Source organism: Achromobacter sp. 10T422, assembly GCF_056394065.1.
Window position 1 is genome coordinate 866,512 of sequence record NZ_JBFTHD010000001.1, and the last position, 24,941, is coordinate 891,452.

A 24,941-nucleotide genomic window follows, 5' to 3' on the forward strand; every position below is an offset into this window, starting at 1 on the left:
CTACCTAAACTGTTTTAGAATCGCGGTCATGGAATCCCGACTTCTCGACATCCTCGTCTGCCCCTTGTGCAAGGGCCGCCTCGAACACGACCGCCAGCAAGCCGAACTGGTTTGCCGCGCCGACCGCCTGGCCTTCCCGCTGCGCGACGGCATCCCCGTCATGCTTGAGTCCGAAGCGCGCGCGCTGGACGACGCCCCCGCTGCCCACTGACACGCCGCTACCGTGAGCTTCATCGCCCTGATCCCGGCGCGTACCGCCTCAACCCGCCTGCCCGACAAACCGCTTGCCGACATCGCCGGCAAGCCGATGGTCGTGCGCACCGCCGAGCGCGCCGCCCTGTCGGGCGCGTCGCAATTGTTCATCGCGACCGACGACGTCCGCGTCCAGGCGGCCGTGCAGGCCCATGGCCTGACCGCCCTGATGACGCGCAGTGATCACCCCACCGGCACCGACCGGCTGGCGGAAGCGGTGGACCAGCTGGGCTTGCCCGATGACGCCATCGTGGTGAACGTGCAGGGCGACGAACCGCTGATCGAACCCGAACTCATCGACGCCGTCGCGGCCAAGCTCCAGGCTTGCCCCGAGGCCGATATCGCCACCTGCGCCTGCCCGCTGGCCGACGCCGAGGCGCTGTTCAACCCGAATGTCGTAAAGCTCGTCTGCGCCACCGACGACCGCGCGCTGTATTTCTCGCGCGCCCCCATCCCCTGGGCCCGCGACGCGCTGGCTTCGGGCGAACGCGTGCTGGCCGACGGCCTGCCCGCCTGGCATCACATCGGGCTGTATGCCTACCGCGTGTCATTCCTGCGCCGCTTCCCGACCCTGCCGCAAGGCGTGCTGGAACGGTTCGAGTCGCTGGAACAACTGCGCGCCATGGAACATGGCCATCAAATCGTCGTACACCGGGCGTCCAGCCCTCCCGCAGCAGGGGTAGATACCCCGGCGGATCTGGAACGCGTCCGGCTGATCTACAGCAAACAGATGTAAGGGTTATTTCGCATGGCGCAGCCCCGCATTGGCTGCTGCGTTGCGGCATAATCCCCCGGATCACAAAAAATAAACCCCATCAGGAGCACTCATGCGTCTTATCTTGCTCGGACCCCCCGGCGCCGGCAAAGGCACCCAGGCCGCGTTTCTCACCCAACACTTCGGCATTCCTCAAATCTCCACCGGCGACATGCTGCGAGCCGCGGTGAAGGCAGGCACGCCGCTGGGTATTGAAGCCAAAAAGGTCATGGATGCCGGCGGTCTGGTTTCCGACGAGATCATCATCGGCCTGGTTCAAGACCGCCTGAAGCAGCCTGACTGCGCCAGCGGCTACCTGTTCGACGGTTTTCCCCGCACCATTCCGCAAGCCGATGCGCTCAAGAGCGCTGGCGTCAAGCTGGACTACGTGGTGGAAATTGAAGTTCCCGAAGAAGACATCATCGAACGCATGAGCGGCCGCCGCGTGCACCAGCCCAGCGGCCGCAGCTACCACGTCCGCTTCAACCCGCCCAAGGTTGAAGGCAAGGACGACGTCACCGGCGAAGACCTGATCCAGCGCGACGATGATCGCGAAGAAACGGTGCGCCATCGCCTGTCCGTGTACCGCGAACAAACCCGTCCGCTGGTCGATTACTACTCGACCTGGGCGCAGCAAAGCGCCGCCGAAGCCCCCAAGTACCGCAAGATTTCGGGCGTGGGCGCTGTCGACGAAATCAAGTCGCGCCTGTTCGAAGCCGTCAAGAGCTGATTGGCGCCTTGATGGCCAAAGGCCTTCGGCGCCGGCTGGACGCATTGCGCTCCGGCACCGGCCCGAAGGCCTTGTCGCATTCGGCGCCTGCCGCGCCGCACAACTTCCCTTGAACTGATCTGGTGGTAGAGACATGGAAATCGCGAACAAGGTATTCATCGTTACGGGCGGCGCGTCCGGCCTGGGTGCAGGCACCGTGCGCATGCTGGTGGAAAATGGCGCCAAGGTCGTCATCGCCGACGTGCAGGACGAGCCCGGCCAGGCCTTGGCCAAGGAACTGGGCCAGCGCTATGTGCATTGCGACGTGACGCAGGAAGCCGACGGCAAGAGCGCCGTTGCCGCTGCCCTGGAACTGGGCTCGCTGTTCGGTCTGGTGAACTGCGCGGGCGTCGCGCCCGCCGCCAAGATCGTGGGCAAGAACGGCGCGCACCCGCTGGACCTGTTCCAGAAGGTCGTGTCGATCAACCTGATCGGCAGCTTCAACATGATGCGTCTGGCCGCTGAAGCCATGAGCGCCAACACGCCCGAGCCCACCGGCGAACGCGGCGTGATGATCAATACGGCATCGGTTGCCGCCTTCGACGGCCAGATCGGCCAGGCGGCTTATGCCGCGTCGAAGGCCGGTGTCGCCGGCATGACCCTGCCGATCGCCCGCGATCTGGCCAAGACGGGCATCCGCTGCATGACCATCGCCCCGGGCATCTTCGGCACGCCGATGATTTTCGGCATGCCGCAGGAAGTGCAGGATTMGCTGGCCGCCAGCATCCCCTTCCCCGCCCGCTTGGGCCGCCCGGAAGACTACGCCAAGCTGGTTTACAGCATCGTCACGAACGATATGCTGAATGGCGAAACGATTCGTTTGGACGGCGCCATCCGCATGCCGCCGAAGTGATGTAGTACAAAGGCAGGCCCACGACGTGGGCCTGCCTTTTTTTGTTTGACCGCCTTTTTCTCGTAGTCCGTCTCGGGCCGGCCCGCACTTTTTACGTAGTCCCATCCATGAGCCTGTTTCGTTCGGCGGCCACTGTCAGCAGCTTCACGTTGCTGTCCCGCATTTCCGGCCTGATCCGCGACATCCTGGTTGCCCGCGCCTTTGGCGCCGGCCCCATCACCGACGCCTTCTGGGTCGCGTTCCGTATCCCCAACTTGCTGCGCCGCCTGTTCGCCGAGGGCGCGTTCGCCCAGGCGTTCGTGCCGATTCTTGGCGCCGCGCGCAACAAGCGGTCGGAAGAAGAAGTCCGCATCTTGCTGGACCGTGTGGCCCTGCTGCTGACGGCCACCCTGATGCTGATCACGCTGATCGGCATCGTCGCCGCACCCTGGGTCGTATCCGCCATGGCCAGCGGCCTGCGCGGGGCGGCCCGCGATACGGAATTCGGGGCCGCCGTCTGGATGACGCGGATGATGTTCCCGTACATCTTCTGCATGTCGCTGATTGCCTTCGCCTCGGGCGTGCTGAACACCTGGCGGCGCTTTGCCGTGCCGGCGTTCACGCCGGTGCTGCTGAACCTGTCGATGATTGCCGCCTGCATCTGGCTGGCCCCGCGCATGGACGTCCCCGTCTACGCACTGGCCATCGGCGTGATGATCGGCGGCGTGGCGCAGTTGGCCGTGCAATGGGTGGCGCTGGCCCGCCTGGGGCTGACGCCACGCTTTTCGCTGCGTTTTCGCCAAGCCTGGGCCGACCCCACCGTGCAGCGCATCCTCAAGCAGATGGCGCCCGCCACGCTGGGGGTGTCCGTGGCGCAGATTTCGCTGCTGATCAACACCAATATCGCCACCTGGCTCACCCCGGGCAGCGTGACCTGGCTGTCTTTCGCCGACCGGCTGATGGAATTTCCGACGGCCTTGCTGGGCGTGGCGCTGGGCACCGTGCTGCTGCCCAGCCTGTCGGCGGCCCACGCCCGCGACGACCACGGCGGCTATAGCGCGCTGCTGGACTGGGGCCTGCGCCTGGTGCTGTTGCTGGGGCTGCCCGCCGCAGTGGGCATGGCGCTGCTGTCGGATGGCTTGGTCGCCACGCTGTTCCACTACGGCGCCTTTGCCGCCCAGGATGTGCTGCAGACCCGCCTTGCCGTGATTTCCTATTCCGCAGGGCTGATCGGCCTGTTGGCGGTGAAGATCCTGGCGCCGGGCTTCTACGCCAAGCAAGACATCCGCACGCCCGTGAAAATCGCCATCGGCGTGCTGATTTTGACGCAGGTGATGAACCTGATTCTGGTGCCCTTCATGGCGCACGCCGGCCTGGCCCTGGCCATCGGGCTGGGCGCCTGCCTGAACGCGCTGGCGCTCTTGATTGGCCTGCGYCGCCGTGGCGTGTATCAGCCCGGGCCGGGCTGGACGGTGTTTGCGCTGCGTTTGCTGCCTGCGCTGGCCGCATTGGCCGCCCTGCTTTGGTACGCGGATGGCCGTATCGACTGGCTCGGGTTGCAGGCCCATGCAGGCCTGCGCGCAGCCTGGCTAGCAGGCGTGTTGGCCGCCAGCGGCGTGGTCTACTTCGGAATGTTGTTACTCTTTGGCTTCCGTCTTAAGGACTTTGGACGACGTCCAAGCCGCTGATTTCCACCCTCAGGGCAACATTTCCCCCAAAAAGCCGGCTACCTGCCGGCTTTTTGCATTAGATTCGTCAAGAATTGACAACCACCCGGTAATCTTTGGTAAAAAACCTTTATTATTTACAAATTGCCATCGAAAGGATTCCTGTCGGCGYCGCCGCCAGGGAGAAGAAGTGAAGTACGCCCAAGGACAACCCATGGCGGACCAGGTGATCAATTGGTTGCTACTGCTGCGCTCAGGTAAAGCGACAGCGCAGGACTACAACGACTTCCTGGCGTGGCGTGCGGCTGACCCCGTTCATGAGAATGCCTGGCAACAACTGACAGGCACCCTCGCAGGGTCGACATTTGGCCGGCTTGGTGACGCATATCCCGCAGCGGGATACACCAGTACTGCCTCGCAAACCGCATCGTCGCTGATCCCGCCGCCCCCGGCCATCGTGCCGCCCCGCCGCCGCTTTCTGACCGGCGCGCTTGCGCTCGCCAGTACCGGCGCCTGCGCCGCCTATGTCGGCAACGCCTTCTACCCGCTGAACAACGTGGCGGCTGATGCCGCCACCGCTACCGGCGAACGCCGCCGCTATATGCTGTCAGACGGCAGCCAGTTGCTGCTGGATGCGCGCAGCCGCGTCAACCTGGATTTCACCCCCGCCTACCGCCAGGTCCGCCTGCTGGATGGCGCGGTGACGGTTTCGGTGGCGCCCGATGCGCGCCGCCCGTTCCTGGTGCAAACCGCTGAAGGCACCGTGCGTGCGCTCGGCACCCGTTATATGGTCCGCCAACAGGCCCAGCGCACGGTTGTCGTGGTGCATGAGCATGAAGTCGAAGTCGAGACCATGGCGGGCGCTCACGGTACCGTGCGCGCGGGCACCGGCGCCCGGTTCGACATTTCCCGCATGGACACCCCGCGCGCGGAACTGATGGCTGAAGCTGCCTGGGAATCGGGCTGGGTGGACGCCCGGGGCCGGCCGCTGGCGGAAGTGATTGCCGCGCTGCGCCCGTATCGCACCGGGACGCTGCGCGTATCGATGGCAGCGGGCGGTTTGCCCGTTTCCGGCCATTTCCCGTTGGACGACACCAACGCCGCACTCGACACGCTGCAAGACATGATGCCCATCCAAGTACGCCGTTTCACGCCGTGGTTCGTGTCGATCAGCGTCGCGACCTGACAACGCTCAGTCCCCGGCCTGTGTTTCTGCGGCCCGCTTCGTTGTATACTCAGTACCGTGTTTTTATCCAGTAGGCGCCGCGGGTTTTCCTCAAGGCTGTGGTTCTAGGCTTTACAGAGGATCATCCGAAAGGGTTCTCTAGCTAGGACTCTCCAGCCCAGGAACGCTTTCCCCCCTGCGCCCCCCGCCCGGTTGACGGGCGCTCCATCGACAGATCAAACATTAAAAGCTTGCAATCCCATAGGGACTTGCTACAATGTTCGACTTTGCCGAATTCAACTTATATAGCAACATGGCCAATACCGCCCAAGCCCGCAAGCGCGCTCGCCAATCCGTTGAGCGCAACAAGCACAATTCCAGCCTGCGCTCGATGCTGCGCACCGCCATCAAGCGCGTTCGCCAATCCATCGCCGCTGGCGACAAGGCTGCGGCTGGCGACGTGTTCCAGAAGGCCTCGAGCGTGATCGATCGCGTGGCTGACAAGAACATCATCCACAAGAACAAGGCTGCTCGCCACAAGAGCCGCCTGGCTGCCGCTATCAAGGCGCTGGCCTAAGATTCTGCCGCCCCAGCTTTTTTGGGGCGTCATGAATACGGCAAATGAAGAAGGATGCCCTAGGGCATCCTTTTTTGTTGCCTGCTCCAACCTGCTACGCCCTTCTACGCCCCCAGCCGCGCTTTGATGGCGTCAGCGGCCTCGATCAGCGACGCCATGAACGTCTCCACCAGCGGGTTGGCCGGACGATGCTCCGGGAACACCACGTTGACGCGAAACGGGAACGCGCGCCGCAGCGGCCGGATATGCAAGCCGCGGCCCACGAAATCCAAGGCGGTCAGCGGGTTGACGATGGCAACCCCCAGCCCCTGACGCACGAACGTACACACGGATACCGCAGTCGGGGTTTCCACGATCGAGCGCCGCAGCACCCCGGCTTCCGCAAAGGCTTCGTCAATCTGAATGCGGTAGGGGTCGCTGGATGACAGGCTGACAAAGGCGTGGCCTTCGAAATCCGCCAGATCGATCTCGGCCTTTTCCAGTAGCGGATGGCCATCGGGCAACACGCACACCTCATCCACCTGCAAAAGCAGCTGCACCCGCGTGCCAGCAGGCGCCGCATCGTGTTCGGTCAGACCCAGGTCATAGCGCTGCGCCGTCAGCCACTCTTCAAGAAACGGCGACTCCTGCGTCTCAACCGACAGGCTCACGCCCGGATGCTGGCCATGAAAGCGCCGGAACGCGTCAGGCAGGATGGAATGCGAAAACGCGGGCAAGGCAATCACCGAGAGCTGCCCGCCACGGAATTCGCGCAGCCGCGCCGCCGCCGACGCCACGCGCTCAAGCCCCGCATAGGACTGGCGAATCTCGTCATACAGCGCCAGCGCCGGCATGGTGGGCCGCAGCCGCCCGTGCACGCGCTCGAACAGCGCAAAGCCGATGCCCTGCTCCATGCGCGCCAGTTCGCGGCTGACGGTGGGCTGCGACGTGCTGAGCAGCTCGGCCGCCCGCGTCACGCTGCCCGCAATCATCACCGCGCGGAACACTTCGATATGCCGATGCGTCAGCATGGACCACTCCATATCAGGAATGAATGGATCTTCAACATATAAGCATTTTACTGGATGCCCTGAAACCGGCATCATGCCGCCTGGTTTCCCTTCCCCTTCAAGGTCCGCACGACATGGCATTCGATCCGCGCCAACTCACCCAACTCGCCACCGAACACGGCACGCCGCTGTGGGTATACGACGCCGCCGTCATCCGCGAACGCATCGCGCAACTGCGCCGCTTCGACACCATCCGCTTTGCGCAGAAAGCCTGCTCCAACCTGCACATCCTGCGCTTGATGCGCGAGGAAGGCGCCGTAGTGGACGCGGTGTCGCTGGGCGAGATCGAACGCAGCCTGGCGGCCGGCTTCGACCCCAAGGGCGAGCCTGAAGGCATGGTCTTCACGGCCGACCTGATCGACCACGCCACGCTGGCCACCGTGCTCAAGCACGGCATCACGGTCAACGCCGGCTCACTGGACATGCTGGACCGCGTGGGCCAGGCGTCGCGCGGCCATCGCGTGTGGCTGCGCATCAACCCCGGCTTTGGCCACGGCCACAGCAACAAGACCAACACCGGCGGCCCGCAAAGCAAGCACGGCATCTGGATCGATGACGTGGCCGAAGCCGTGTCCATCGTGCGCCGCCACGGCCTGAAGCTGGTGGGCGTGCACATGCACATCGGCTCGGGCGTGGACTACGGCCACCTGTCCAGCGTCTGCGACGCCATGGTCGACGTGGTGCGTTCGCTGGATCACGACATCGAAGCCATCTCGGCGGGCGGCGGGCTGTCCATCCCCTACCGCGACGGCGAGCCGCGCATCGACTGCGACCACTACTTTGAACAGTGGGATGCCGCCCGCAAGCGCATCGAACAATTCCTGGGCCACGACATCCGCCTTGAGATCGAACCGGGCCGCTTCCTGGTTGCCGAAGCGGGCGTACTGGTGTCGGAAGTGCATGCCATCAACCGCCGCCCCGAGCGCGACTTCGCGCTGGTGGACGCGGGCTTCAATGACCTGATGCGCCCCGCCATGTACGGCAGCTTCCACCGCATCTCGGTGCACGCGCCCGACGGCTCCGCGCCGCAAGGCGTGGCCGAAACGCGCATCGCCGTCGCCGGCCCGCTATGCGAATCGGGCGACGTGTTCACGCAAGAAGAAGGCGGCGTCATGTCCGACCAGCTTCTGCCGCAGCCGCGCATTGGCGACTACATGGTCTTTCACAACGCGGGCGCCTACGGTTCGTCGATGTCTTCGAACTACAACAGCCGGCCGCTGGCGCCGGAAGTGTTGCTGAACGAGGGCAGCGCCCGGCTGATCCGCCGCCGCCAGACCATTCGTGATTTGCTGGCGCTGGAAGACTAAGCGGCCGGACGCTGCAATAGCATGAAGCAATAGAACCGGACCATAGATAACGACGCAGCAGAAAGACGCCGCAAGCCTGAACAACAAAGCCCCGCCGATCAACACACGGCGGGGCTTTTTTATGCGTATCGCTGGGACGTTGATGCGATCAGGTCGGAAACGCGTCGCGCAGCGCGAAGGTGGCTTGTTTGAAGACGCCCAGGTCAGTGCCCACCGCCACGAAGTGCATGCCCATGTCCAGGTAGCGGCGCGCGTCCGCATGCACCGGCGCCAGGATGCCAACCGCCTTGCCTTGCGCCGACACGCGCGCATGCAGATGGCGGATGGCCTCTTGCACTTCGGGGTGGCCCGGATTGCCGATGTGGCCCAAGGCCGCGGCCAAGTCCGACGGCCCGATGAACACGCCATCCACGCCTTCCACCGACGCGATCTCATCCACCGCATCAATGCCCGGCCGGCTTTCAATCTGCAGCAGCACACAGATGTTGTCGTTGATGGTCTGCAAATAATCCGGCACGGTGCCGTAACGGTTGCTGCGCTGCGCGCCCGCCACGCCGCGTATACCTTGCGGCGGATAGCGCGTGGCAGCCACCGCCAGGCGCGCATCGGCCTCGGATTCAATGAACGGAATCAGCAGGTTATAGAAGCCGATATCCAAAAGGCGCTTGATCTGCACCGGGTCGTTCCACGACGGCCGGCCCACCGCCGCGCTGGCGCTGCCCTGCAAGGCTTGCAACTGTTGCAGGAACATCGGCACTTCATTGGGGGAATGCTCGCCATCCAGCAGCAACCAGTCGAAGTCCGCCAGCCCGACGAGCTCGGCCGTAATGTGGCTGGACATGCACATCCAGAATCCGATCAGGCGCTCGCGGGCCAGGATGCGTTGCCGGAAGCGATTGGGTAAGGGTGAGTTCATTGCCGCCTTCGTGTTTGCAGAAAAGGGAATACGGGAATACGGGAATACAGGAATCATGCCGGGCCGAAGCCCGGCGGTACAGCGGGCAAGCACTAGGGCATGCCCTTAATCCATGCGGGCGCCGGACGCTTTCGCGGCCTTGCCCCACTTTGTGATTTCGTTATCGACAAACGCCGAGAACGATTTCGGGTCGTCCGCCACCACCACGAAGCCCACGCTTTCAAGCTTCTTGCGGATGTCGGGTGACGCCAGCGCCTTCACCGTGGCCTGATTCAGACGCTGGATGACCGCAGGCGGCGTCTTCGCAGGGGCCGACAATCCAAACCACGATTCTGCCGAGAAGCCTGGGTAGCCGGACTCCGCGACTGTCGGCGTGTCGGGATAGGCCGGGTTGCGCTTGGCGCTTGCCACGGCCAAGGCACGCAGCTTGCCGGACGTGACCTGCGGCAGCAGCGTGTCTTGGTTCAGGAACATCACCGACACGCGGCCGCCGATCATGTCGGTAATTGCCGCAGCGCCGCCTTTGTATGGCACATGCACCAGATCAATCTTGGCGTCCTGCTTCAACATCTCCATGGCCAGATGGCCCGACGAGCCGCTGCCCGAACTGGCGAACGTGTACTTGCCCGGGTTCTCGCGCGAGAGCTTGATGAAGTCTTCGATGGTCTTGCCCGGGAACTCCATGTTGGCCACCAGCACGTTGGGGCCGGTTGCCAAGAGCGAGATGTGCGCGAAGTCGCTGTTGCGGTACGGCATGTTCTGGTAGACCGCGTAGCTGATGGCGTTAGACCCAACGCCCGACAGCAGCAAGGTGTAGCCGTCGGGTTCCGCCTTGGCCACCACGTCCGAGCCGATGTTGCCGTTGGCCCCGCCCTTGTTCTCGACGATGACGCTCTGGCCCAGCTCTTTGGACAATTCGGCAGCCAGCAAGCGGCCCACGGAATCCGTGCTGCCGCCCGCCGGGAACGGCACGATCAGCTTCACGGGTTTGGCGGGCCATGTGGCCGCTTGCGCGCGGGCGGCGTTCGGCGCCATCGCCAGCACGCCGATCGTCGTGGCGGCCAGCGCGGCGGTCAGGATGGCAAGGCGTCTGCGCGCCAAAGGTTTGTGTTGTTGCATGGTTGTCTCCTCGTGGTTTTTCTAGGTATGGCGCCCGGTGTCCGGGTCTGCTGTTGTCTTGCAAAAACACGGCTATGCAAAGGCCTGCGCCCGCCTACTTGTCGTCCAGCAGGTAAGGCGTGCCCGCGCGTTCGCAGATGCCGCGCAAACGCTCGGCCAAGGCCGCGGAAATGGGGATGCCCGCGCGCAGCCGGCGCGCACGCTCAGCCGCTTCGGGTTCGCCCGCCACCAACACGGGTTCGTCGGGATTCGCGGGCGGGGTGTCGTGCATCGAATCGATCAAGTCATCCATGTCGGACTCAAACGACCCGGCCGCACGGAACGCATCGGGATTCAAGGCCAGGAAGAAATGCCCGACGTCATCGGGCTCCCCCGGCTGACGCGTGGGCGCGCGGCGTGCGGCGAACGCGCTGCCGCTTAACGTGCCGCCTAGAATCTGCGCCATCATCGCCAGGCCGTAGCCTTTGTGGCTGCTCATTGCGGGCGTGCCGCCCAACGGCGTCAAGCCGCCTTCGGGCCGTTTGAAGATGAACTGCATGGCGGCGTCGGCGTCTGTGACCGCCCCGCCCTGCCCGTCCACCGCCCAGCCCGGGGGCAGCGGCTTACCCAGAAAGTCGTAGACCTTGACCTTGTTGGCGGCGACGGTGGTGGTTGCCATGTCCAGCACAAAGGGTTCGTTGTGAGCCGCGGGCGCGCCGAAGGCGATGGGGTTGGTGCCCAGCATGGGCATGGCGCCGCGCGTGGGCACCATGATGACGCCGTTGGCGCTGCTGGTCACCAGCCCGACCACGCCGCGCTCAACCGCGATGCGTGCGTAAACGCCGGCGGCGCCGAAGTGATGCGAGTTGCAGACCGACACCGCACCCACGCCGTGTTCCAGGGCCTTGTCCACGGCCAAGTGCATGGCTTGCGCAGCCACCGGATAACCCAGCCCGCCCATGCCGTCGATCAACGCACTGGCGCCGCTGTCGCGCACGATCTTCGCGCGCGCATCCAGCCGCAGCGACCCCGCGCGCCATTTTTCTTCATACGAAGGCAGCATCGAAATGCCGTGCGAATCGATGCCCAGCAAATCCGTTTGCGCCATCAGACCCGCCGTGGTGTGCGCCAGATCTTCATCCATGCCCCACGCTTGCAGCACCTGCAAAATCTGCTCGCGAACCTGCTCCACCTGCACGTCCGTTCCTGTTGCTACGTTGCCTTGCACTGAGTCGTCTCCGTTCGTTATGGGTAGTGCGATGCCGGGCGCGGCGGCGGGAAGGGGCTGCGCGCGCCTAGTCCCGTTCGCGGTCCACCAGCCGATGGCGCGCCTGCCCCAGATGAAATTGCATGGCCACGCGGGCGCGCTCGCTGTCCTGTTCGCGGATGGCGTCCAGGATGGTGGCGTGTTCATCCACGACGCGCTGGGCGCGTTGGCGCGAGCCGGTGCGCGTCAGGCTCAACGTCAGCCGCATGAAACCGTTGATGGATTCGTGGATGCTCTCCAGCACCCCCAGATAGAAGTCGTTGCCGCTGGCCTCTGCGATGCTGGCGTGAAAAGCCAGGTCCGCTTCGGGCGACACCTGGCCGTGCGTCAGGCTGTCGGCAAAAGCCGCATGCGCATCGGCGATCTTCTTCAGTTGTTCGTCTGTGCGGCGCAACGCCGCCAGACGCGCGGCGTCGCCCTCCAACGCCACGCGAACCTCTTGCGCGCGCAGATACGCGCTGACGTTCTGCACATCGTTGAAGGTTTTCAGACGCGGCGCGGGCTGATGGCTGACAAACGTGCCCAAGCCTTGATGCGCGGTGATCAAGCCATCTGCACGCAAACGCAGCAATGCTTCGCGCACGACCGGACGCGACACGCCGAAGCGTTCCGATATTTCGTTTTCGGATGGCAGCTTGTCGCCCACGTTCAGGCCGCCCGAGACGATCTGTTCAAAGATCTGTCCGTAGACCTGATCCGCCAGCCGCACCCGATGCCCGCGTTCAAGCGGTTGGGAAGCTGACGCGTCGGACTCGACGGGCGTCTGCGGCTCGGACGAAGAAGATGCTTTGGATCGGGCCACGAAACCTCCTGAATGCTTAGGGCCTGCTCGCCTTGACGCGAACAGCGCTCATCGTACCGCCAACAGGCGATGCAATGAGCGGCATGCAGCGAACCCGTTCACGCTCAGGCCGCCACGGCTTCCTTGTCCCATGCCGCCAACGCACGCGCGACCGGCGCCACGCGTTCTCGTTCAGCCGCCGAGATGCCCGTCAACAACGGCAGCATCGGGCCCATGTCCGCCACGCCCGACAGCGTGACGGCGTCATGCAGCACGCGGATGGGGCTGATGCCGTCGCGGCAATCTTCCAGGCCCAGATAGTGTTCGCGCACGGCTTCGGCCTCGTCGTAACGGCCTTCGCCAAGCAGGTGCAGCAGGCGCATCGAACCGCGCGGCGCAACGCACACGGAGCCCGACGTGAAGCTCTTCAAACCGAAGTCGCGGTAGTGGACGATGGCCGGACGCTCGCCGATGCCGCTGACGATCCAGCGCGAATCCACGGATTCCAGCAACGACGACAAGTACGCATCTTTTGCCGGGTTGTCGCGCACCACGGCGTACTTGAACGCGGCGATGCGGCCTTCTTCGATCAGGCGCGCGGCGGTTTCCGGCGCCAGGTAGTCGGCCGACTTGATGTAGACCACGGCCGGCTTGCCCAACGCATCGGTGAAGCGGCGCACGCCTTCGGCGAGACCGTCATCGGTGTACGGGAACGCCATCGGCAGCAGCATGGCGGTGGGAAATGCGCGCGACCGCAGGATGGCGGCCTGGTCCATCATCTTGCCGTAGTCGGGGCCAACCGACGGCAGAATCCACGTGTCCGATCCCGCCAGGCCTGCCAGCATGTCCACGATGCGCGCGTATTCGCTCACGCCCACGTTGTAGAAATTGGCGTTGCCGCCGTACATCACGTTGCGCACGCCGCCGGCCTCCAGATGCCCCAGCAGCGCCTTGTTGGCGGCTTCGTTCAAGGACAGATCGTCGTGGCGGGCGAGCGGCGGCACGGCGATGACCGAACGTTGCAGGTCCTGGGCGGTGACCGGGGTAGTTTTCATGAACGGGGCTCCTGGCGGTTGCACTTGTCAGATGAGTGATGGGAAAAAAGTATACTTGGTTGACAAGCAAATTCTCAATACCTATATTTGTTTGACAAGTAGAAAGGCATCAACAATGCGGGGCGCGATGAGCGCCCCGCTGCAACACGCCTCGGGCGATGCCAGGGGCGCGCAACATCCCCACAAACGATGCGCGGCCACGCGCACACCGAGGAGACAACCCATCATGCAAGCCCCCATCGTGCGATGCCGGCTGATCACTGCCGTCTGTTTGATGGCGACGGCGCTGCTGCTGCCCGCAGCCCACGCCCACGCCGACTATCCCGAACGCGACGTCAAGATCATCGTGCCCTTCCCCGCAGGCGGCACTGCGGACATCGCCGCGCGCGTCGTGGCGGCTGAGCTGGGCAAGAGCTGGAACAAGCCGGTGGTGGTGGACAACAAGGCTGGCGCGGGCGGCAACGTCGGCACGGCCGAGGCGGCGCGCGCCACCGCTGACGGCTACACGCTGCTGATGGGCACCGTCAGCACGCATGCCATCAACCAATCGGTCTACAGCAAACTGCCTTACGACCCGGTCAAGGACTTCGTGCCGGTCACGCTCGTCATTCCCGTGCCGAACATTCTGGAACTGAACCCCAAGTTCGCCGACAAGCACGGCATCCGCACGGTGGCGGACCTGATCAAGTATCTGAAGGCCAACCCGGGCAGCGTCAACATGGCGTCCACCGGCAACGGCACGTCCACGCACCTGTCGGGCGAACTATTCCAGAGCATGACGGGCACGCGCATGACGCATGTGCCGTACAAGGGCAGCAGCCCCGCGCTGACCGATGTGATGGGCGGGTCCGCCGACCTGATCTTCGACAACCTGCCCTCGTCCATGGGCTACATCAAGGGCGGCAAGCTGCGGCCGCTGGCGGTTACCACCGCCGCGCGCTCGCCCGCACTGCCCGATGTGCCGACGATGGCCGAAGCGGGCGTGAAGGGGTATGAGGCATCCAGCTGGTTCGGTTTGCTGGCGCCTGCCGGCACGCCGCCCGCCATTGTTGAAAAAATTCAGCGCGATGTGGCGGCCGCCTTGCAACAGGAACCCGTGCGGGCGCAGTTGCAGGCGCAAGGCGCCACGCCATCCGGCAATACGCCCACGCAGTTCAAGCAATTCATGGCGCAGGAAACCGTCAAGTGGGCGGAAGTGGTGAAGACCTCCGGCGCAAAAGTCGACTGACCCCACGCGAATCACGCTCCACATTCAGACTCAGATTCAGGTCCACATTCAGCCCCCCGATTCAGGCCCGGCCGCAACGCGTGAGCGCCGGGTTTTTCATCACCACGCGAACCAGGAGACACCATGAATAAACTGATCTGCGCCGCCGCGGCGAGCGCCGTTCTACTTGGCGGGCCGGCTGCACAAGCGGCCGGCTACCCCGACAAGCCCGTCACGATGATCGTGCCGTTCGTGCCCGGCGGCTCGTCCGACATCACGGCGCGTTCGGTCACGCCCGCGCTGTCGAAGATCCTGGGCCAGACCTTCGTGGTTGAAAACAAGCCGGGCGCCAACAGCGCCATTGGCGCGCAGGCGCTGGCTCGCAGCACGCCTGACGGCTACACGATGATGGTCGGGTCGATTGGCACCTTCGCCATCAACGAAGCGCTGTACAAGAACCTGTCTTACAACCCCAGCAAGGATTTTGCATATCTGACGCAAKCGGTGCGCAACCCGAACGTGCTGGTCGCCGCCCCCACCTTCCCTGCAGCCACCGTGGCCGAGCTGGTTGCGTACGCGAAGAAGAATCCGGGCAGCGTGTCGTACGCGTCGTCTGGCACGGGTTCGTCCGACCACCTGTCCGCCGTGCTGTTTCGCCAGCGCACGGACAGCACGGGTGTCGACGTACCCTACAAGGGCGGCGGCGCGGCCATTGCCGACCTGATCGGCGGACAAGTCAACGTGTCGTTCCAGAACCTGGGTGCGGTACAGAACCACATCAAGGCCGGCAAGCTGAAAGCGTTGGCCATTACGGGCGATGCGCGCGCACCGGATCTGCCCGACGTGCCGACCCTGGCGGAAGCGGGCATCAAGGACATGGTGGTGTATTCCTGGCAAGGCTTCGCCGTGCCCAAGGGCACGCCGCCGGCCGTCGTGGAGCAATTATCCAAGGCGCTGCAAACCGCGCTGCGCGACCCGAAGACCCAGCAAACGCTGCAAGGCTTAGGCTTTGAAGTGGTGGCCAACACGCCGCAGCAGTTCACGCAATTCCAGCAAGGCGAGGTCAAGCGCTGGAAGGACGTCATTCAGAAAGCCAACATCCAGCTGGAATGAGCCGTGGCTAAAGCCGCGGCATAAGCTCATGGGGATGCCTGCGGGCATCCCCGGTGCCTGATCCCAGGCCGAATCAAGTAGCATGACCGTTTTCGCCACCCACCCGTACGACAACATGACCACCAAGCAACGCATCATCCAGGTCGGCTCGCTGGCCGGCTCCCCCACCGCCAACAAGAGCCTGGCAGACCGCTATGACGTCGTGGAACTGTGGAAGTTTCCCGATCGCAAGGCGGCGCTGGCCGAACACGGCAAGGGCATCACCGCGGTTGTCACGTCGGCCAACTTCGGCGCCGACGCGGAACTCATCAACGCCCTGCCCGACCTCAAAGCCATTTGCAGCTGGGGCGTGGGCTACGAAACCATCGACGTGGAAGCCGCCAAGAAACGGGGCGTACAGGTCAGCAACACGCCTGACGTGCTGACGGATTGCGTGGCGGACCTGGCCTGGGGCCTGCTGATTGCCGGCGCCCGCCGCATGGGCCAGGGCGAACGCTTTGTGCGCGCTGACCAATGGGGCCAGGTGCATGGCAGCATCCCGCTGGGCCAGCGCGTCAGCGGCAAGAAGCTGGGCATTGTGGGCCTGGGCCGCATCGGTGAAGCCATTGCCAAACGTGGCACGGGTTTCGACATGGACGTGCGTTATCACAACCGCAGAAAGCGCGACGACATCGCGTACGGCTACGAAGCGTCGCTGGTGGATCTGGCCAAGTGGGCCGACTTCCTGGTGGTCGCCACCGTGGGCGGCCCGAGCACGCGCCATCTGGTGAATCAGCCCGTGCTGGAAGCGTTGGGCCCAACCGGCATCATCGTCAACATCGCGCGCGGCCCGGTCATTGATGAAGCGGCGCTGGTGGCGGCGCTGGAATCCGGCAAGCTCGGTTGCGCAGCCCTGGACGTGTTCGAACACGAACCCAAGGTGCCCGACGCGCTGAAGAAAAGCGACAACGCTGTCGTGCTGCCGCACATCGGCAGCGCCACGCTGGAAACTCGCCTGGGCATGGAAAACCTGATGCTGGATAACTTGCAGGCCTACTTCGATACGGGCCGTGTGATTACGCCGGTCGAATAAAAAACACCTGCTGCAAAAACGAAAAAGCCTCTCGGTGCCCATACCGAGAGGCTTTCGACTTTCCGGCCCCGCGGGATCGGCAGTCTTCCTGCAAAGGAACTACTTAAGGCTTTTCAGCCGCTTGCTACTTGGCCGGCGTCGTGGCGCCGGAATGGTCCATCTTTGATGCAGTGCCTGATTTCGCGGCCGCCGGTTTGGCGGACGTTTTGTCAGACTTGTGATGCTTGTGCTGCGCGTGGGTCTTGGTATCACCCGCCTTGGTCGTGGCATCGGCGCCGGCCGCGAACGCAGAAGGCGCAGCAGCAAGACCGAGGCACAAGGCCGAGGTGGATAAGAACGCAGCGATACGGGAGTGAGTCGTCATTTCATGAACTCCTGAATGTGCAAGGCTAAAAGCCTATCCGACACGGGGCGGCAACATCGCCGCTTACCCCGTACTCCGTTTGAAGAGCCGGCACGCGGAAGGTTCAACGCGGAACCACAAACTTTCGGACGCTAACGTTTGCTAATACAGGGGGTGTTAATACAGCGCCGCACTCAGCTTTCAAACGCCAGCAACGCCACGGTGGCGAACAGCATCAGCGCGAAGCTGGCTCTCAGCTTGCGTTCAGGCAGCTTGTACGCCAAGCGCACGCCAACCGGCACGAACAGCAAGCTGCCAATCGCCATGGGCAGGCCCACCATCCAGTTCGCCTGACCCGCCCATCCGTAGGTGATGAGCGCAATCGTGGAACCCGGAATCACCATGCTCAACGCGAGCGCCTGCGCCGTGGTCTGCGGCAGCCGGAAGACCGACGTGATGATGGGCACCGCCAGCACTGCGCCGCCCACACCGAAGAAGCCGCCCAAGGTGCCGCACAACATGCCCAAGACGCTCGCACGACGGGGCGTGAAAGCAGGCGCTGCCCGCGTTGGCTTTTGCGTTTGCGTTGCCGCTTTTTCTTTGTGTTTCTGATTGCCGGCGGCAACGCGGCCCGCGCGCCACGTCTGCCACACATAGAACAAGGCGATGAAGAACAGGAACACGGCGAAGCTTCGGCGCAAGACACTGGAGTCGATACCCAGCGCCAAACGCGCGCCCACCCACGTGAACAGCACGGCGCCCGCCGCACCTGCGGCGGCCACGCGCTTGTCGATGCGGGTCTGCTGGTTGTACTTGCGCACCGCCATCGTGATGGCGGGCAACACCATGATCAGCGCGGTGCCTTGCGCCAGTTGTTGCGACATGCCCATCAACAGCACCAGCGCGGGAATGGCGATAAGACCGCCCCCGATGCCCAGCACGCCGCCCATGAAACCAATCAGGCCACCCGCGGCCAGGCACGCGGCGATCACTAACAGACTCACAACATGCTCCCGATCAGCGCAGCTTGTCCAGCGCGGCGTCCAGGCGGTCCACCGCCCAGATCTCCAGACCCTCGATAGGCTGGCGCGGCGCGTTGGCCTTGGGGATGAGTGCAATCGAAAAGCCCAGCTTGGCCGCCTCGCGCAAACGTTCCTGGCCGCGCGGCGCGGGCCGGATCTCGCCTGCCAGCCCCACTTCACCGAATGCAATCAGGCCACGCGGCAAGGGCTTGTCGCGCAACGACGACATGATGGCCAGCAGCACCGGCAAGTCGGCCGCGGGCTCCGTGATGCGCACGCCGCCCACGGCGTTGACGAACACGTCCTGGTCGAACGTGGTGACGCCCGCGTGCCGGTGCAGCACGGCCAGCAGCATCGCCAGCCGGTTGCCTTCCAGCCCGACCGTCAGCCGGCGCGGGTTGGGCGCGTGCGAACTATCGACCAATGCCTGGATTTCAACCAGCAGCGGGCGCGTGCCTTCCTGCGTTGCCATCACGCAGGAACCGGCCACCTGCTGTTCGTGTTGCGACAAGAACAGCGCGGACGGGTTGGCCACGCCACGCAGACCGCGGTCGGTCATGGCGAAGACGCCAAGTTCATTCACTGCACCAAAACGGTTCTTGAAGGCGCGCACCAGGCGGAACGACGAATGCGTATCGCCTTCGAAATACAGCACCGTGTCCACGATGTGTTCGAGCACGCGCGGACCCGCCAGCGCGCCGTCTTTGGTGACGTGGCCGATCATGACGATGGCGATGCCCGTCTGCTTGGCCAGCCGCGTCAGCTGCGCGGCGCACTCGCGCACCTGCGACACGGAGCCCGGCGCGGCGCTGAGTTCACCGCTGTACAGGGTTTGAATGGAATCGATAACGGCAACGGTCGGCTTCTGCTCGGACACGGCAGCCTGAATGGCTTCCAGCCGGATCTCGGCCAGCAGATTGACGTTGCCGGTCTGCAAGTCAAGGCGGCGGGCGCGCAAGGCGACCTGCTCGGCGGACTCTTCGCCCGTCACGTACAGCACGGGCGTGGTCTCGGACAGCGAAGCCAGCGCTTGCAGCAGCAGCGTGGATTTGCCGATGCCGGGGTCACCCCCAATCAGCACCACGGCGCCGGCCACCAGACCGCCGCCCAGCACGCGGTCAAATTCGTCCAGGCCGGTAGGCTGGCGCGGCGTTTCGCGGGCTTCGATTTCGGACAGGCTGCGCACCGGGCTGGCCGAGGCCAGCGGGGCATAGCGGTGGGCGGACGCGGCGGGCGACGACGACTCCACCGTTTCTTCCAGCGTGTTCCAGGCGTTGCAATGCGGGCATTTGCCCTGCCACTTCGGGGTCGTGCCGCCACAGTCGGCGCACACATATACGGTTCGGGATTTGGCCATGCGCGAAAGTGTACTGGCAACCCTCGCGTCCCGGGGCGCAGAACCGGGACCAAAACGCGCATTGAACGGCCACATTGACGTGCTGCGGGGCGTGAGTCTGTCATTCTGCTTTCAGTATTAGGGACGGGCCAAAGTTACATCATGCAAATAGAAGAAATTCCCTGCCGGAATCCCGCAAATCGCGCATAATCGACGGATGCAGCGCGGCCTGCTTCTCACAAGCCGCATAAACCGGAACAAGACCCCAGCCCCGACGAGATCGCCGGACCACCGGCGCGGCGCCCAGCAAAGGTCAAACGCGAATACGTCCTCCCACCGGGCGTATGCGCGAGGAGTACGCGCATGAGCATTACCTATCGCCCCCCTTTCGATGAAGACGATGAACGGGATCTGCGCGCCCTGTACCGTAAGCCCAGACCCGGGAGCAGTCCCGAACTTGACGCCGCGGTGCGCCGAGCCTGGCACCCTGGCCACAGCTGGCACCCCGGCTGGGCTGCAGCGGCATGCGCCGCGATGGTGGCGGGCCTGTTCGCCTGGACGGACATGCGCGAAAGCGCCGACGCCCCCGAGCTGAACGCGCAGCTTGTCGCCCCGCATGAAGTTGGCACCAGCGCCGAACGTTCGCCGCCCCCCGTCGCCCTGACCGATGCGCTGGCCGGAAAATCCGCGGCGCCCGCCGTCACCCAGCGCGTTTCTGTTTCCGCATCGGCGTCGGAGTCAACGGCCGAGCCCATCCAGAGCCAGGCGGCTCAAGTGGCTCCGGCCCCGGAAGCCGCTGCCGCCGGTACGGCACAGCCCGCCGAGGCGACGGCCACCGACGTCGTCGCGTTCAGCGAAGAAGATATCGAGGCTCGCGTGGCTCACATCCGGTCGCTGATGCAGAACGACCAGCAGGACGACGCCGTGCAAGCGCTGCGCGAATTGCAGCAAGGCGCGCCCGACCTGACCTTGCCTGACGACCTTCAGGAACTGGCCCAGCAAAACCCGGCCTGAGCTCACGGCCCGAACTCACGGGGCGAACTCACAGCTCGAACTCACGGCCTGACCTTACGTCCTTGATCCGGCCCCCGGCCCCGCCCATTACGGCGGCGCCGGGGGCCGTGTTGCATCMCCGCCGCAAGCCGTTCAGGATCAAGAAACAGTGATCAAAAAACGGGTGGCTTCTTGCTAACATAGCCGCCATGAGTCCGAGCTTCCACCACCGCAATCTTCCCCACCTGCTGCTCTACGCACGCGAAACCCTGATGGCGCATTTCCGACCCGTATTGCACGCGGCCGGCGTCACCGAACAACAATGGCGGGTGTTGCGCACCTTGAGCGAAGTCGGCTCGATGGAACCGAACCAGATCGCGCGCAGCTGTCAGATCCTTAGCCCCAGCCTGACCCGCATGCTGGCCGGCATGGAAGAACAAGGCCTGATCAAGCGCGTGCGCTCCAGCGCCGACCAGCGCCGCCAGGAAATCTCGCTGACCCCCAAGAGCAACAAGCTGATCGACCGGATGCGTCCGCACGTGGATGCGAAGTACCAAGAGATCGAAGCCAAGATCGGCAAGGAATTGCTTGACCGCCTGTACCGCGACGTCGACACCATGGTCGACCTGATCAAGCAGAATACGCCGGCATCGCGCGATGCCGACGAAGGCTGAAACTCAGTCGGGCACCGGGAAGATCGCGTTGATCTGCCCCGTGCCGGAGCTGGTGAAGTAATCGGTGACGATCTCCACCGGCTTGTCGTAAACGTCCCACCCCAGCAAGCCCAGCAGCATCGCCGTGTCGTGCATGCCGCCCTCGCCCACGCACAGCTCGGCGTACTCCGGCAGCATGGCGCAGAACGTCTTCCAATCCCCCTGGCGCCACAGATCGACCACCCGCAGATCCACCTGACGATGGAACTCGCGGCTGATCTGGTGCATGGCGGCTTCGGGGCTGTTGTTGTCGTTGAACCGATGTGACAACGAACCGCTGGCCAGCACGGCCACGCGGTTATCGCTGGCCTCGATCGCCTGACGCAAGGCGGCGCCGAAGCGCCGGCTTTCATCCAGACCATGCCAGGCGCACCATGCCGCCACCGACACCACATTGAAACGGCCGTCGCCGTTCATGTAGCGCATGGGAACCAGCGTGCCGTATTCCAGTTCCAGGCTGTCGATCTCGTGCGTGCGCGTGCCCACGCCCGCCGCGTTGGCGCATTCGGCGATGCGGCGGCCCAGTTCAGGGTTGCCGCCGTAGGCGTAGTCCATGTCCTTGATGAAGTGCGGCAGTTCGTTGCTGGTGTAGCGGCCCGCAAAGCGCGCATTGGCGTTCACGTGATAGCCCGCGTTCACCAGCCAGTGCACGTCCAGCACCACAATCGTATCCACATCCAGATCGCGGCAACGCTGGCCGATTTCGCGGTGGCCCTGGATGGCGGCCTCGCGGCAGCCGTGGTGCTTGCCGGGAAGTTCCGACAGATACATCGACGGCACGTGCGTCACTTTCGCCGCCAGCGCAAGCTTGCCCATGATGGTTGTCTCCTTGGGTGCAGGGGCTCAAACGCCCCATTTCGGTATGTGGTGGCTGCCCATCGACACGCAGACGTTTTTGATTTCGGCGAAGACCTCGTAGCTGTATTCGCCGCCTTCGCGCCCCGTGCCGGATTCCTTGGTGCCGCCGAACGGCTGGCGCAAGTCGCGCACGTTCTGGCTGTTGATGAACACCATGCCGGCCTCGATGCCGCGCGCCAGACGGTGGGCGCGGCCAATGTCGCTTGTCCAGATGTAGGACGCCAGGCCGTATTTGACATCATTGGCCAGCGCCAAGCCTTCGGCCTCGTCCTTGAACGGGATCAGGCAGGCAACGGGGCCGAAGATTTCTTCCTGCGCGCAACGCATGCGGTTGTCGACGTCGGCCAGCACGGTCGGGCGCACGAAGTTGCCGCCGGATAAATGCGCCGGCAGCCCGGCCGGCTTGCCTGCGCCACCGGCCAGGATGCGCGCGCCCTCTTGCTCGGCCAGCTGGATGTAGCCCGTTACCTTTTCCCAATGCTGGCGCGTGATCATCGCGCCCACATGCGTGGCGTCATTCATCGGGTCACCCACCGCCAGCCGTTCGGCGCGCGCGGCGAATTTGCGCACGAAGTCGGCGTAGATGGTTTCTTGCACGAAGATGCGCGAGCCCGCCGTGCAGCGTTCACCATTCAACGAAAAGATGGTGAACAACGCGGCGTCCAGCGCGCGCTCGACATCGGCATCATCAAAGATCAGCACGGGCGACTTGCCGCCCAGTTCCATCGAGAACTTCTTGATGCCGCCGGCGCTGGCCATGATTTTTTTACCGGTGACGGTGCCTCCGGTAAACGAGATGGCGCGCACGCCGGGGTGGCGCACCAACGCGTCGCCCGCCGTTGCGCCCATGCCCTGCACCACGTTCAGCACGCCGGCGGGGATGCCGGCTTCTAGGGCCAGGCGGCCCAGCTGATCTGCTGTCAGTGGCGAGAGTTCAGACATCTTCAGCACTGCCGTGTTGCCCAGCGCAAGGCACGGCGCGGTTTTCCACGTGGCCGTCATGAAAGGCACGTTCCACGGCGACACCAGCGCGCACACGCCCACCGGCTGGTACAGCGTGTAGTTCAGCATCTGGTCATCGACGGGATAGGTATGCCCGTTCATGCGCGTGCAGACCTCGGCGAAGAAATTGAAATTCTCGGAGGCGCGCGGAATCAGCTGCTTGCGGGTTTGCGAGATCGGCAGGCCGGTGTCCTGCGTTTCAAGTTCGGCCAGCATGGGCACGTTCTGGTCGATCAGTTCGCCCAGGCGGCGCATCAGCCGGGCGCGTTCCTTGGCGGGCGTGTTGGCCCATTTTGGAAAGGCGGCCGCCGCGGCGGACACGGCGGCGTCGATTTCGGCCTGGCCGCCCGACGCCACTTCGTCGATGGCGTCGCCCGTGGCCGGGTTGTAGGTAATGAAGCGGTCTTGGCTGTCGACCTGCTCCCCATTGATCCAGTGCTTGATGCTCATCGCGGCTCCTCGTCCCGTGCTCGGCGGTGATGGCCGCCACTTTTTAATTAACACGTTAACATTATGCCGGCGAAAGGCAGGCTGTCAACGTCTGATAACCACTAGCGGAGGGCAGCGGGGTTGCTTGCATTTGGCGTTGCGGCACGGCTGCTCCTCGGTTGCCGCGCCCGTTGCAGCCCCGTTGCAGCCCCGTTGCAGCCCCGTTGCAGCCCCGTTGCAGCCCCGTTGCCGCTCACTCCGGATTTCATTATGATAATTAACATGCTAACAATATTGTGCGGGAGACCCCATGCCCCATATCTGGATTGAGTACTCGGGCAATCTGGCCCTGGATACCGGTGCGCTGATGCGCACCGTACAGGCTGCCGCCGTGGGTGACGGCAGCCTGTTTCCGTTGGCCGGCGCCCGCACCCGCGCCTTGCGGGTGGATGATTGCCTGATCGTCGATGGCCACCCAGACAATGCGTTCGTCCACGTGGTGCTGCGCATCGGACATGGCCGCAACGACCCGCAGAAGGCCGCGCTGGGTGAACGCGTTTTCCAGGCGCTGACCACCGCGCTGGCGCCGCAGATGGCCGCGCGCCCCTTGGGGATTTCGATGCAGATCGAAGAAGCAGACCCCGTGCTGAACTACAAGCTGAACAACTACCGCGACTATCTGGCGGCCAGAGCCGCCCAGACAAGTGCCGCGCTGGCCGCGCCGCCGCGCACCGTGGTGGGTGCGGCGCTGAACACGCGGCAAGCGTTGGCCGCTTTGGGCAGCGCCGTGGACGCCCCGCCCTACAAGGCCGCGCCCAAGGCGCCCGTGCTCTACATCAAACCTGCCAACACCTATGCGCAAGACGGCGACGTCATCACGCTGCCGGCTGACATCACTGAAGTGCAAGTGGGCGCCACCTTGGGCGTGGTGTTCGCACGCCGCGCAACACGGCTGAGCGAGTCGGAAGCGTTGGACGTGGTGGCGGGGTATCGCGTAGTGGCCGATTTGTCTGTGCCGCACGCGAGCTACTTCCGCCCCGCCCTCAAACAGCAATGCCGCGACGGCTTCTGCCCTATCGGCCGTGATTTGGCGCCCGCCTCTGCCATTGCCAACCCCGACGCGCTCGACATCGAGGTGTGGGTGGATGGCGTGGTCGCGCAGCGCGCCAGCACCGCCGACCTGGTCCGCCCCGTCGCGCGCCTGATCGCCGACGTGACGCAGTTCATGAGCTTTGAGGCGGGCGACATGCTGCTGGTTGGCACGCCGCACGACGCGCCGCGCCTGCGCGCCGGACAGCGCTACGACATCCGCATCGCGCAGGTTGGCACGTTGGGCAACGCGTTGGCCGCCGCCACGGTTTAAG

General features: G+C 64.5%; 25 protein-coding genes. 14 read left to right on the top strand and 11 right to left on the bottom strand.

Annotated elements, in window-relative coordinates:
* Nucleotides 1-28: 28 nt before the first annotated feature.
* The 7 genes from AC1DB0_RS03655 to rpsT all read left to right on the top strand — a co-directional run bounded on the left by AC1DB0_RS03655 (nt 29) and on the right by rpsT (nt 6,016).
* Nucleotides 29-211 carry a Trm112 family protein gene (locus AC1DB0_RS03655; RefSeq protein WP_054424959.1) on the top strand — a complete coding sequence of 61 codons (183 nt, stop codon included), beginning with the start codon at nt 29-31 and terminating at the stop codon, nt 209-211.
* A gap of 12 nt (nt 212-223) precedes the next feature.
* Nucleotides 224-988 (top strand): 3-deoxy-manno-octulosonate cytidylyltransferase, encoded by a 765-nt coding sequence (gene kdsB, locus AC1DB0_RS03660; protein ID WP_175169376.1) that lies wholly within the window; start codon nt 224-226, stop codon nt 986-988.
* A 91-nt stretch (nt 989-1,079) separates the two neighbouring features.
* Nucleotides 1,080-1,736: an adenylate kinase gene (gene adk, locus AC1DB0_RS03665; protein WP_054424956.1), complete on the top strand. Its 657-nt coding sequence runs from the start codon at nt 1,080-1,082 to the stop codon at nt 1,734-1,736.
* Between the two features lie 133 nt (nt 1,737-1,869).
* Nucleotides 1,870-2,628 carry a 3-hydroxyacyl-CoA dehydrogenase gene (locus tag AC1DB0_RS03670; RefSeq protein ID WP_476758601.1) on the top strand — a complete coding sequence of 253 codons (759 nt, stop codon included), beginning with the start codon at nt 1,870-1,872 and terminating at the stop codon, nt 2,626-2,628.
* A 107-nt stretch (nt 2,629-2,735) separates the two neighbouring features.
* Nucleotides 2,736-4,295: a murein biosynthesis integral membrane protein MurJ gene (murJ, locus tag AC1DB0_RS03675; protein ID WP_054424953.1), complete on the top strand. Its 1,560-nt coding sequence runs from the start codon at nt 2,736-2,738 to the stop codon at nt 4,293-4,295.
* Nucleotides 4,296-4,488: 193 nt separating this feature from the next.
* On the top strand, nt 4,489-5,460 hold the full coding sequence (locus tag AC1DB0_RS03680) for a FecR domain-containing protein (protein ID WP_054424951.1): 972 nt from the start codon (nt 4,489-4,491) through the stop codon (nt 5,458-5,460).
* A gap of 292 nt (nt 5,461-5,752) precedes the next feature.
* Complete coding sequence (gene rpsT, locus AC1DB0_RS03685) at nt 5,753-6,016, top strand: 30S ribosomal protein S20 (protein WP_025135824.1); 264 nt, start codon at nt 5,753-5,755, stop codon at nt 6,014-6,016.
* A 104-nt stretch (nt 6,017-6,120) separates the two neighbouring features.
* On the opposite strand, the gene AC1DB0_RS03690 is transcribed toward rpsT, so the two are convergent.
* On the bottom strand, nt 6,121-7,026 hold the full coding sequence (locus tag AC1DB0_RS03690) for a LysR family transcriptional regulator (protein WP_346550471.1): 906 nt from the start codon (nt 7,024-7,026) through the stop codon (nt 6,121-6,123).
* A gap of 113 nt (nt 7,027-7,139) precedes the next feature.
* Here AC1DB0_RS03690 and lysA point away from each other — a divergent pair, with 113 nt between their 5' ends.
* Nucleotides 7,140-8,372 carry a diaminopimelate decarboxylase gene (gene lysA, locus AC1DB0_RS03695; RefSeq protein WP_441370767.1) on the top strand — a complete coding sequence of 411 codons (1,233 nt, stop codon included), beginning with the start codon at nt 7,140-7,142 and terminating at the stop codon, nt 8,370-8,372.
* A gap of 148 nt (nt 8,373-8,520) precedes the next feature.
* Here the strand turns inward: lysA and garL are convergent, their stop codons facing one another.
* From garL to AC1DB0_RS03720, 5 genes are all read right to left on the bottom strand, one after another.
* Nucleotides 8,521-9,288 (bottom strand): 2-dehydro-3-deoxyglucarate aldolase, encoded by a 768-nt coding sequence (garL, locus tag AC1DB0_RS03700; protein WP_054424946.1) that lies wholly within the window; start codon nt 9,286-9,288, stop codon nt 8,521-8,523.
* A 105-nt stretch (nt 9,289-9,393) separates the two neighbouring features.
* Nucleotides 9,394-10,407: a Bug family tripartite tricarboxylate transporter substrate binding protein gene (locus tag AC1DB0_RS03705; RefSeq protein WP_342065927.1), complete on the bottom strand. Its 1,014-nt coding sequence runs from the start codon at nt 10,405-10,407 to the stop codon at nt 9,394-9,396.
* Between the two features lie 94 nt (nt 10,408-10,501).
* Nucleotides 10,502-11,614 (bottom strand): Ldh family oxidoreductase, encoded by a 1,113-nt coding sequence (locus AC1DB0_RS03710; protein WP_175169380.1) that lies wholly within the window; start codon nt 11,612-11,614, stop codon nt 10,502-10,504.
* A gap of 67 nt (nt 11,615-11,681) precedes the next feature.
* The gene (locus tag AC1DB0_RS03715; protein WP_175169381.1) at nt 11,682-12,455 is read right to left on the bottom strand and encodes a FadR/GntR family transcriptional regulator; all 774 of its coding nucleotides are present in this window, start codon (nt 12,453-12,455) and stop codon (nt 11,682-11,684) included.
* 104 nt (nt 12,456-12,559) lie between these two features.
* On the bottom strand, nt 12,560-13,489 hold the full coding sequence (locus tag AC1DB0_RS03720; protein WP_175169382.1) for a dihydrodipicolinate synthase family protein: 930 nt from the start codon (nt 13,487-13,489) through the stop codon (nt 12,560-12,562).
* Between the two features lie 226 nt (nt 13,490-13,715).
* Between AC1DB0_RS03720 and AC1DB0_RS03725 the strand changes: the two genes are divergently transcribed.
* The 3 genes from AC1DB0_RS03725 to AC1DB0_RS03735 all read left to right on the top strand — a co-directional run bounded on the left by AC1DB0_RS03725 (nt 13,716) and on the right by AC1DB0_RS03735 (nt 16,881).
* On the top strand, nt 13,716-14,717 hold the full coding sequence (locus tag AC1DB0_RS03725; protein WP_342065929.1) for a Bug family tripartite tricarboxylate transporter substrate binding protein: 1,002 nt from the start codon (nt 13,716-13,718) through the stop codon (nt 14,715-14,717).
* 123 nt (nt 14,718-14,840) lie between these two features.
* Nucleotides 14,841-15,809, top strand: coding sequence for a Bug family tripartite tricarboxylate transporter substrate binding protein (locus AC1DB0_RS03730; RefSeq protein ID WP_476758602.1), 969 nt, complete (start codon nt 14,841-14,843; stop codon nt 15,807-15,809).
* 115 nt (nt 15,810-15,924) lie between these two features.
* Nucleotides 15,925-16,881, top strand: a complete 957-nt coding sequence (locus AC1DB0_RS03735) for a 2-hydroxyacid dehydrogenase (protein ID WP_054425556.1) — start codon at nt 15,925-15,927, stop codon at nt 16,879-16,881.
* A gap of 124 nt (nt 16,882-17,005) precedes the next feature.
* On the opposite strand, the gene AC1DB0_RS03740 is transcribed toward AC1DB0_RS03735, so the two are convergent.
* From AC1DB0_RS03740 to radA, 3 genes are all read right to left on the bottom strand, one after another.
* The gene (locus AC1DB0_RS03740) at nt 17,006-17,245 is read right to left on the bottom strand and encodes a hypothetical protein (RefSeq protein WP_050730069.1); all 240 of its coding nucleotides are present in this window, start codon (nt 17,243-17,245) and stop codon (nt 17,006-17,008) included.
* 173 nt (nt 17,246-17,418) lie between these two features.
* Nucleotides 17,419-18,228 carry a sulfite exporter TauE/SafE family protein gene (locus AC1DB0_RS03745; protein ID WP_054424932.1) on the bottom strand — a complete coding sequence of 270 codons (810 nt, stop codon included), beginning with the start codon at nt 18,226-18,228 and terminating at the stop codon, nt 17,419-17,421.
* Between the two features lie 13 nt (nt 18,229-18,241).
* The gene (radA, locus tag AC1DB0_RS03750; protein ID WP_054424929.1) at nt 18,242-19,603 is read right to left on the bottom strand and encodes a DNA repair protein RadA; all 1,362 of its coding nucleotides are present in this window, start codon (nt 19,601-19,603) and stop codon (nt 18,242-18,244) included.
* A gap of 342 nt (nt 19,604-19,945) precedes the next feature.
* On the opposite strand from radA, the gene AC1DB0_RS03755 reads away from it, so the two are divergent.
* Nucleotides 19,946-20,596, top strand: coding sequence for a hypothetical protein (locus AC1DB0_RS03755; protein ID WP_342065931.1), 651 nt, complete (start codon nt 19,946-19,948; stop codon nt 20,594-20,596).
* 188 nt (nt 20,597-20,784) lie between these two features.
* Nucleotides 20,785-21,249: a homoprotocatechuate degradation operon regulator HpaR gene (gene hpaR, locus AC1DB0_RS03760; RefSeq protein ID WP_175169386.1), complete on the top strand. Its 465-nt coding sequence runs from the start codon at nt 20,785-20,787 to the stop codon at nt 21,247-21,249.
* Between the two features lie 3 nt (nt 21,250-21,252).
* Here hpaR and hpaD read toward each other — a convergent pair whose 3' ends face one another.
* Nucleotides 21,253-22,104: a 3,4-dihydroxyphenylacetate 2,3-dioxygenase gene (gene hpaD / locus AC1DB0_RS03765; protein WP_476756564.1), complete on the bottom strand. Its 852-nt coding sequence runs from the start codon at nt 22,102-22,104 to the stop codon at nt 21,253-21,255.
* 27 nt (nt 22,105-22,131) lie between these two features.
* Nucleotides 22,132-23,598 carry a 5-carboxymethyl-2-hydroxymuconate semialdehyde dehydrogenase gene (gene hpaE, locus AC1DB0_RS03770; RefSeq protein WP_346550477.1) on the bottom strand — a complete coding sequence of 489 codons (1,467 nt, stop codon included), beginning with the start codon at nt 23,596-23,598 and terminating at the stop codon, nt 22,132-22,134.
* A 289-nt stretch (nt 23,599-23,887) separates the two neighbouring features.
* On the opposite strand from hpaE, the gene AC1DB0_RS03775 reads away from it, so the two are divergent.
* Entirely contained in the window at nt 23,888-24,940 is a 1,053-nt protein-coding gene (locus tag AC1DB0_RS03775) for a fumarylacetoacetate hydrolase family protein (RefSeq protein ID WP_476756563.1), read from the top strand.
* Nucleotide 24,941 lies beyond the last annotated feature (1 nt).

Excerpts from the sequence above, each read along its gene's own strand:
- AC1DB0_RS03655 (WP_054424959.1), top strand. The coding sequence starts at position 29 with ATGGAATCCCGACTTCTCGACATCCTCGTCTGCCCCTTGTGCAAGGGC.
- adk (WP_054424956.1), top strand. The coding sequence starts at position 1,080 with ATGCGTCTTATCTTGCTCGGACCCCCCGGCGCCGGCAAAGGCACCCAG.
- AC1DB0_RS03680 (WP_054424951.1), top strand. The coding sequence starts at position 4,489 with ATGGCGGACCAGGTGATCAATTGGTTGCTACTGCTGCGCTCAGGTAAA.
- rpsT (WP_025135824.1), top strand. The coding sequence starts at position 5,753 with ATGGCCAATACCGCCCAAGCCCGCAAGCGCGCTCGCCAATCCGTTGAG.
- AC1DB0_RS03690 (WP_346550471.1), bottom strand. The coding sequence starts at position 7,026 with ATGCTGACGCATCGGCATATCGAAGTGTTCCGCGCGGTGATGATTGCG.
- lysA (WP_441370767.1), top strand. The coding sequence starts at position 7,140 with ATGGCATTCGATCCGCGCCAACTCACCCAACTCGCCACCGAACACGGC.
- garL (WP_054424946.1), bottom strand. The coding sequence starts at position 9,288 with ATGAACTCACCCTTACCCAATCGCTTCCGGCAACGCATCCTGGCCCGC.
- AC1DB0_RS03705 (WP_342065927.1), bottom strand. The coding sequence starts at position 10,407 with ATGCAACAACACAAACCTTTGGCGCGCAGACGCCTTGCCATCCTGACC.
- AC1DB0_RS03720 (WP_175169382.1), bottom strand. The coding sequence starts at position 13,489 with ATGAAAACTACCCCGGTCACCGCCCAGGACCTGCAACGTTCGGTCATC.
- AC1DB0_RS03725 (WP_342065929.1), top strand. The coding sequence starts at position 13,716 with ATGCAAGCCCCCATCGTGCGATGCCGGCTGATCACTGCCGTCTGTTTG.
- AC1DB0_RS03735 (WP_054425556.1), top strand. The coding sequence starts at position 15,925 with ATGACCACCAAGCAACGCATCATCCAGGTCGGCTCGCTGGCCGGCTCC.
- AC1DB0_RS03740 (WP_050730069.1), bottom strand. The coding sequence starts at position 17,245 with ATGACGACTCACTCCCGTATCGCTGCGTTCTTATCCACCTCGGCCTTG.
- radA (WP_054424929.1), bottom strand. The coding sequence starts at position 19,603 with ATGGCCAAATCCCGAACCGTATATGTGTGCGCCGACTGTGGCGGCACG.
- AC1DB0_RS03755 (WP_342065931.1), top strand. The coding sequence starts at position 19,946 with ATGAGCATTACCTATCGCCCCCCTTTCGATGAAGACGATGAACGGGAT.
- hpaR (WP_175169386.1), top strand. The coding sequence starts at position 20,785 with ATGAGTCCGAGCTTCCACCACCGCAATCTTCCCCACCTGCTGCTCTAC.
- hpaD (WP_476756564.1), bottom strand. The coding sequence starts at position 22,104 with ATGGGCAAGCTTGCGCTGGCGGCGAAAGTGACGCACGTGCCGTCGATG.
- hpaE (WP_346550477.1), bottom strand. The coding sequence starts at position 23,598 with ATGAGCATCAAGCACTGGATCAATGGGGAGCAGGTCGACAGCCAAGAC.
- AC1DB0_RS03775 (WP_476756563.1), top strand. The coding sequence starts at position 23,888 with ATGCCCCATATCTGGATTGAGTACTCGGGCAATCTGGCCCTGGATACC.